Origin of the sequence: Acinetobacter sp. MB5 (assembly GCF_003261585.1) — a bacterium.
Classification (GTDB): Bacteria; Pseudomonadota; Gammaproteobacteria; order Pseudomonadales; family Moraxellaceae; genus Acinetobacter.
The window spans coordinates 25,879-33,696 of sequence record NZ_POVU01000025.1; the positions used below are offsets into that span (position 1 = coordinate 25,879).

7 protein-coding genes are annotated in these 7,818 nt (G+C 43.0%); all 7 read right to left on the bottom strand.

Annotated elements, in window-relative coordinates:
• Nucleotides 1-4: 4 nt before the first annotated feature.
• Nucleotides 5-352, bottom strand: a complete 348-nt coding sequence (locus C1A47_RS16360) for a hypothetical protein (protein ID WP_111896091.1) — start codon at nt 350-352, stop codon at nt 5-7.
• Nucleotides 353-714: 362 nt separating this feature from the next.
• Nucleotides 715-1,842 (bottom strand): NAD(P)-dependent alcohol dehydrogenase, encoded by a 1,128-nt coding sequence (locus tag C1A47_RS16365; RefSeq protein WP_111896092.1) that lies wholly within the window; start codon nt 1,840-1,842, stop codon nt 715-717.
• Nucleotides 1,843-1,891: 49 nt separating this feature from the next.
• The gene (locus C1A47_RS16370; RefSeq protein ID WP_111896093.1) at nt 1,892-3,346 is read right to left on the bottom strand and encodes a benzaldehyde dehydrogenase; all 1,455 of its coding nucleotides are present in this window, start codon (nt 3,344-3,346) and stop codon (nt 1,892-1,894) included.
• Between the two features lie 36 nt (nt 3,347-3,382).
• On the bottom strand, nt 3,383-4,267 hold the full coding sequence (locus tag C1A47_RS16375; RefSeq protein ID WP_111896094.1) for a transporter: 885 nt from the start codon (nt 4,265-4,267) through the stop codon (nt 3,383-3,385).
• Between the two features lie 242 nt (nt 4,268-4,509).
• Nucleotides 4,510-6,291, bottom strand: a complete 1,782-nt coding sequence (locus tag C1A47_RS16380; protein ID WP_111896095.1) for a sigma-54-dependent Fis family transcriptional regulator — start codon at nt 6,289-6,291, stop codon at nt 4,510-4,512.
• Between the two features lie 80 nt (nt 6,292-6,371).
• Entirely contained in the window at nt 6,372-7,151 is a 780-nt protein-coding gene (gene pcaD / locus C1A47_RS16385) for a 3-oxoadipate enol-lactonase (RefSeq protein WP_111896096.1), read from the bottom strand.
• 4 nt (nt 7,152-7,155) lie between these two features.
• On the bottom strand, nt 7,156-7,818 hold a 663-nt coding region (locus C1A47_RS16390; protein WP_162625975.1), incomplete at its 5' end, for an acetyl-CoA C-acyltransferase.

Here is a 7,818-nt window from a genome sequence, read left to right on the forward strand (position 1 = left end):
TAGATTAAGCAACTTTTGGAAAGAATACGCTAGCACCCTCAATGATGCTTTGCATTGCATTTGGATGGAAATTCAAGGTTAAGATGTGAGTGTCTAGATGAATATCATAATCGCTGATCAGTGTGACAATACCCTGATGAGTATCAATCAAATATTCATCCACAATGTTAAGAATACCTTCTAGATTAATAGTGCTAGAAGCGCGATCTTGGCTAAATAAGTCATAGATGGCTTGCAGATGAAAAGTTGCTTCCTGTTCACTAGGATGCTGTTTGATGTACTTTTCCAAGAACAATACCATTTTATGTGCAAAGAAAAAGTAATCGGGTTTATGTAGATATTCCATGTTCATCATATTCTCCTGAAGTCATTTTCAGACTAATTTGATCAAGTTTTCTTGTAGTTTTAAATTAAGAATATCACCTTAAAAAAATCTTAAAATATTTAATTTGTTTACATTTATTATCACATTATGAAAAAACTTCAATTTTTAAAAGCATGCAAAGATAATATTCTTCTATTTTAGAAGTTATTGAATCTACACAGCAATTTTTTTCAAAAAAATGTAAGTTCTTTGCATAGTTTCTATGCTGTGCATCTAAATAATAATCTAAAATTAGCGTTAAAACATGTAAAAAAACAACCAATTTTGTATAAGTTAACCAAACTAAAAACCATCACATAAGGTGATGGTTTTTATACTCAAATTTCAACTTAACCGTGAATTCTGATAATCGGTTTTAGCGTAACGCCTTTTTGACTGTCTAAAGCAGCTTCATTCATTTGCTCAAAGTCATAAAACTTGACCAGCTTATCAAATGGGAACAATCCTTGTTGATAAAGCTTGACCAGTTCAGGAATAAATTTTTTCGGTGCGCCACTGCCTTCAACCACGCCCATAATCATTTTTCCACCAAGCAGTAAATCATTGACATCGAATTGTGCATTGGTTCCCAATGGCGGCGCACCAACTACAGCAATTTTGCCGAGCGTGCCGAGCGCATCAATCCCCTGTTTTAAGATTTCAGGACGACCTGTAGATTCTATTGCAAAGTTAGCACCACCGCCTGTAATGTCTTTAATGGCTTGTACAGGGTCTTGTTCTTTACTGTTAATCACATGAGTTGCGCCAAGTTCTTTTGCAAGCTCCAGACGTGATGGGACAATATCCACCGCAATAATAGTCGTTGCGCCACAGATTTTTGCACCGAGCACCGCACTTAAACCCACTGCGCCTGCACCAAGCGTGACAAAGCTACTTGCAGGTGTGACTTTAAGTGCATTAATGGCAGCGCCTGCCCCTGTCTGAATACCACAACCCAGTGGCCCAAGTAGCTCAAGTGGTGCATCTTCAGGCACTTTAATCGCGTTATTTTCTCGGCTTAAGGCAAGGCTCGCAAAAGATGACTGAGCAAAGAAATGGTCATGCACTGCATCATGTTGATGGTTGCACAGTGCCGTATGTCCTTCTAGGTCTCCACCACCAAAATTACGCCCAAAAAATTCGCTACAATATGCAGGGTTGCCTGTATTACATTGAATACATTTTCCGCAGTAACCATAAGTTAATACCACATGGTCGCCAACTTTCAGGTCTTTGACATCTGGCCCAATGGCTTGAATAACGCCTGAACCTTCATGTCCAAGTACCGCAGGAAGTGGTACAGGATAATACTGGTCACGCACAATCAGGTCGGTATGACACATGCCCGTTGCTACAATTTTTACCAAGACTTCATCATGCTGGGGTTGACGAATTTTTAATGGCTGTAATTTAAAATCTGCGCCTTTACATTCGGTGACGGCTGCAGTGATATCTAAAAGATCCTGTTGGATTGTCATTGTTTCATTCCTTGTGTTGTTGTCTTTAAAACAGTGTTTAAACGATGATTTAAAATGGATAGTTAGGGGCTTGAGTTTGAATGGTCATCCATTGCCATTGGGTAAACTCATCCAGATTTGCTATGCCACCAATGCGTGTTCCATTGCCCGATGCACCGAAACCACCAAATGGATTGACGGTTTCATCATTCACGGTTTGATCATTAATATGTAATAACCCGACTTTAAGTTGTGCGCCAATTTGCATGGCATGAGCCACATTGCTGCTGATAATGCCTGCCGATAAACCATAATCGCCCATATTGGCCAGTTCTACCGCTTCGGCATCACTGGAAAATGGAATTAATACGGCAACAGGGCCAAAAATCTCTTCACTAAAAATCGGGTTTTCAGAGGTCACACCTGACAAGACGGTGGGCTGGAAGAATACACCGTCGGCTTGTCCACCGACTTCGAGGGTTGCGCCGTGTGTGACAGCATCATTCACCAGTTGTTGCACACGCTGACTTTGTTTCGCGTTAATCAGTGGCCCAAGATTGACATTTGGATCGGTTGGATTACCGACCACAAAATTTTTCACTTTTTCAATCAGGCGCTGCTTGAGAGGTTCATATAAGCTTTCATGAACCAAAATTTTTCCTGAAGTCATGCAGATTTGACCTGAGTGCAAAAATGCACCCCATGCGACATTTTGTGCAGCAAGTTCAAGGTCAGCATCGGGTAAAATGATCAGGGAGTTTTTGCCACCGAGTTCCAAGGAAACTTTTTTCAGGGTTTTGCCTGCATTCGCGCCAATAATTCGTCCAACCTGAGTTGAGCCTGTGAATTGAATACTGGCAATATTGGGATCAAGCGTCAGTGCTTCACCGACATCTGCACCGCCTGGAACAACATGCAGTAAACCTTTAGGTAAGCCTGCCAGTTCAAAAATGCGGGCAATCGCAAAACCACTACAGACTGCCGTGCGCTCATCGGGTTTCAATACGACTGCATTTCCCAGTGCCAATGCAGGAGCAACCGCACGCAGAGCCAAATATAATGGGAAGTTAAATGGTGAAATCACCCCAATGACACCCAAAGGCACACGTTTTGCCAGACTGATTTTGCCTGTTTGTGTCGGTAAAATACTGCCTTGTTCGCTAGCAGGTAATGCGCTGCAATGCTTGAGTATTTGCAGGGAAATGTGAGTTTCAAAACCTGCTTTTAGTTGAATTGAGCCGCTTTCACGGACTAACCAGTCGATAATTTCAGGTTGATGCTCAGTTAAAAGTTGAGCTGCACGTTCAAAGACTGCTGCACGCTCCTGATACGGCAGTGCTGCCCATGCTTGTTGTGCCTGTTTCGCGCTCATCGCAGATTGGGCAACATCGTCTGCTGTTGCGCAGCCGAGTTGTCCAAGCACTTCACCTGTTGCAACTTCGGTCACAGGCATGCTTTGCGTTGCTGGCAGCCATTCACCATGAAACAATCGCTGATTCCAGATTTGAGCATCTAATAACGACATAAAACAACTCCTTGATTAATCTTATTATCCTGTCAATTAAAACAAATATAACAAACGGAAATTTGCACCGAGTTGCTTTTTAAAACCACTTTCTACTTTAGTATCCGAAGTTAATTGCGCACTAAATTGTGTTCTTGCATTCAGCATTTGTTGGTATTCAAAACGGACTTGCTGGGTTTTGGTTTGAGTATTCTGATCAACCCCATCGAGTTCTTGTTTACCGCCATAGGTTGCCGAATAACCCAGTGCAACACGTTGCTTAGGGTTGAAGTCATAACGCAGATTAGCTTGGGTTTGATAGCTTGTATGTTGCTTTAAGGTTTGGTTGCCATTGCCAGCTTGATCATTATTTCCGTAAAAAACCACGTCTTGATAAAATTCTGCTGACCAGTTTTTATAAAGTGGTTCAACCCAGCCCAGTTGCAAATCGTATTTAAAGCGGTTTTCACCCAGATTCACACTGTCGTGCTTGTTGTACTGACCTACAGGCAAATAAATCAGTGGTGTCAGACCGACATAACGCCCTGAAACACCCGCCTTGGGTTGATTGACTAACCAAAAGGTCGCGCCAATGATCGGATCAGAAATGCCACTAGCATCATTTAAATGTTGTCCGCCAACACGGGTGTTATATACGGTTCCAAATGGCAGTAAAATTTGTGGGTCAACGGTCATGTTGCCAATTTTGGTGAAATGAATCAGACGGAAAATCCCGATATCCGAATGGGATTTGGCATCGATCTTGTCGCCATTGACATAGTAACCATCGGATTCGCCGTGTTGATAGTAAAGCACTGCGGCATTGGTGCCTGCGGGTAATGCAGTATAATCCCCTGCATTGACATCGACTGCATAGGCGCAGTGGAGTGCGGTAAAACTGACTGCGAATGCAGTAACTTTTTTGAAATGTGAAAAAAACATTCGTCAAATCCCCTGACTGAAATTGTCCTTGGCTGCATCTAAAATTTAAATGCAGATCACAGATGGCTACGTCATCCTGAACAATAGCCTCTGTGATACTTAGAATATTTGCAGTAACCATGCCAATCTTTTAATTTATTTATTTTCAATAATTTATGATTTGTTGATTTAACTTAATGTCCATATATTGGACAAATTTTGGTGAACACTGTCCAATATCTGGACAGTGTATTGTATTGATTTTAATGCAGATATTTATACACCGTGGTTCGGGAAATATTCAGGCGTTTTGCGGTCTTAGAGACATTGCCTTGTTCCTGTTGTAATACTTGCTGAATCAGTTGGCGGGTTTGCTGTTCTAAATCTTCTGGTTTTGCAGATATTTGTTCAGAAATGGAGGATACAGACAGTTCAGGTAAATATAACTGTTCAAGGACCGGCTGTTCAGAGAGTGCGACCGAAAGTTTTAAGACATGAATTAACTCTCGAATATTGCCTTGCCAGTCATATTGCTCAAGTTGTTGTTCAACCTGTGCAGACCATTGTTGAACACCCAATTCCTGCAAAATGTTTTGCATCAACACAAGTTTGTCACTGCGTTGGCGTAAGGGTAACAACTGCACTTCATAACCCCGAATACGGTAGTACAAATCGCTACGGAACTGCTGCTGTTTAACTTGCGTGGGCAAATCCTGATTGGTGGCACAAATCAGTCTGAATTTAGATTGAATCGGCTGTCGTCCTCCGACACGGTAAAACTGCTGATCTTGCAGGACGCGGAGCACTTTGACTTGTAGATGCATTGGCAAATCACCAATTTCATCGAGAAATAAAAAGCCCTGATCCGCCAGTTCAACCAGTCCTTTTTCACCTTTATGCTTCGCACCTGTAAATGCGCCACCTTCATAACCAAACAGTTCTGATTCAAGTAAATTTTCTGGAATTGCACCACAGTTAATCGAAATGAACGGCAGATTTTGAGGAAATTGCTGACGAATTTGCTGAGCAAAATGCTCTTTGCCTGTGCCTGTTTCACCTGTAATCAAAATTGGAATATTGGCTTGAATGGCTTTTACTGCGTGTTGGATTTGTTGTTGCTGTGGAATCGCAGACTTTCTAGTAGACTGGTTTGAGATGACTTGACGAGTTGGTCGATGCTGCCGTGCATAAAACAACGCATGGTCGCGAGTTTGAATCAGAAAATCGCCCGATTGTTCAACCATTGGCGTGAGGAAAAAGTGCTGTAACGATTGTCCAAGTACGTCATGAATATCTCGATTGAGCAGTTTAAGCGCCATTTGATTGGCTTTGCGAATGATCTGCTGATCATCGTATTCCAGCAAGGCGCTATAAGCATTACCCAGTAAATCAGGTGAATGCTGAAAAACCAGTAAATGCTGCTCAGACTGCTGAATCAACAGTTGATTTTCCATTTTATAGGTTTGATACAGCAAATGCCGTAACCAATTACTGGCGAGCAGACCTTGCCGAGAAGTAATATCCAGTGCGCCTAAAACACTACCTTGACCATTGAAAATCGGAACTGAAGCACAGGAATATTCGCTAAACTCATCCAGATAGTGCTGATGTCCCACCATAATCAATGGTTGCTGGCAGGACAAACTACAGGTTGGTGCAATTGCCCCAAACACAGCTTCATCGACAATTCGCCCTGTCTGTAAAAAGTTATAGCTTTGATGAGCATAATCGTTGTGCTGTTCAGCAATAATTTTTCGTTGCTGATTAATCAGAAAAACACTGATGTCCTGTTGCCCAAAAATTTTCCACGTATCTTGCAAAATCGGTTGGGCCAGTTCTGCCAGATATTGATCGCCGTCGGTCAGGTCTGCATGTGGAAAATCGCTGAGACAAGACACTTTGCTCAAAGGGCTTAAACCTGCCTGCCGAGACTTTTGCCAGCCCTGAATAATTGGCGAATCTGCCAACACCTGATTGGGTAAATGACCCGTTTCAAAAAAACGATGCTTAATATCCTTCCATGGATAATCGGTGTGTCCTTGCATGTCCTCATCCTATTTTTTAATAAAATAACCCAATCATTCACAGGAACAATTGGGTTCGGTACTGCATGATCCTGTTTGCTTTATACAATAAAGTCTTTTAACGCCTGATTAAAGTGTTCTGGTTGCTCAATGTTGGAAATATGTGAGGCTGCGATTTCGACCAGCGCTGCGCCGTGAATCTGTTGCTGCATAAATTGCCCATCGGCAACAGTGGTTACAGGGTCAGCAGAGCCCGCAATAATCAGCACTGGAATGTGGATATTGGCGATTTCATCACGTAAATCGGTGTTGGCTAATGCTTCGCAGCACTGGGCATAACCTTCGGCACTGCCTACTGCCAAATTTTCACTCAGACTTTTAATTAAAGCAGCATTCTTTTCAATAAAAGCCTCAGTAAACCAACGTGTTGCGGCAGTTGCAGCAATCGGTTGTAAACCTTGAGTGCGTACCAAAGCAGCACGGTCTTGCCAAGCTTGTGCTTGTCCGATTTTTGCTGCGGTATTGCACACCACCACTTTTTTAAAGCGTTCTGGAAAATAACGTGCTAGCCACTGACCTGTCAGACCTCCCATGGAAATTCCACAGAAGCAAGCTTTTTGAATATTGAGATGATCGAGTAAATCAATCACATCTTGTGCGAGTTCAGCACAACCAAAAGATGTTGTTGCAGCTGACGATGCGCCGTGTCCACGCGTGTCATAGGCAATCACAAAAAAATCTTTTTGGAAAAAATCAATCTGCATTTGCCACATACTGAGGTTGGTTCCCAGTGAGTTGGAAAAGATCAAAGCGGGATTTTTGGCATCACCAAAAGTTTGATAGTTCAACGTAATGTGCTGTGAAGTTACAAAATTTGGCATCAGTTTATTCCTCAACTCGCTCAATAATCAAAGCAATGCCCTGACCGACACCAATACACATTGAACACAGTGCGTATTTTCCGCCTGTCTGTTCAAGCTGATTGAGTGCAGTCGTCACCAGACGCGCACCTGAAGCACCGAGTGGATGACCGAGTGCAATCGCACCACCGTTTGGATTGACACGTGCATCATCATCCGCCAAGCCAAGGTCACGGGTACAAGCGAGTGCTTGTGCCGCAAAGGCTTCGTTCAGTTCAATCACATCCATCTGTGCCAAAGTCAAATTGGCCTGTTTCAGTAATTTCTTGATCGCAGGGGCTGGGGCAAAGCCCATGATGCGTGGTTCAACACCCACTGTAGTGGCTGCAACAATCTTGGCGCGCGCTTTCAGTTCGTATTTGGCAACGGCTTCATCCGATGCAATTAGCAGTGCCGCTGCACCATCATTAATGCCCGAGGCATTGCCCGCAGTCACGCTACCTTCGGCTTTCACCACAGGTTTGAGTTTGCTGAGTGCTTCAATGGTGGTGGCACGCGGGTGTTCATCGGTATCAATAACAATCGGATCACCTTTGCGCTGTGGAATGGTGACAGGCACGATTTCATTGGCAAAGTAACCTTTGGCTTGTGCAGCAGCCGTACGTTGCTGGCTGTTTAAGGCAAACTT

What these genes read in the sequence shown, in the direction of transcription:
- C1A47_RS16375 (WP_111896094.1), bottom strand. Translation starts at nt 4,267, where the DNA reads ATGTTTTTTTCACATTTCAAAAAAGTTACTGCATTCGCAGTCAGTTTT.
- C1A47_RS16360 (WP_111896091.1), bottom strand. Translation starts at nt 352, where the DNA reads ATGAACATGGAATATCTACATAAACCCGATTACTTTTTCTTTGCACAT.
- C1A47_RS16380 (WP_111896095.1), bottom strand. Translation starts at nt 6,291, where the DNA reads ATGCAAGGACACACCGATTATCCATGGAAGGATATTAAGCATCGTTTT.
- pcaD (WP_111896096.1), bottom strand. Translation starts at nt 7,151, where the DNA reads ATGCCAAATTTTGTAACTTCACAGCACATTACGTTGAACTATCAAACT.
- C1A47_RS16370 (WP_111896093.1), bottom strand. Translation starts at nt 3,346, where the DNA reads ATGTCGTTATTAGATGCTCAAATCTGGAATCAGCGATTGTTTCATGGT.
- C1A47_RS16365 (WP_111896092.1), bottom strand. Translation starts at nt 1,842, where the DNA reads ATGACAATCCAACAGGATCTTTTAGATATCACTGCAGCCGTCACCGAA.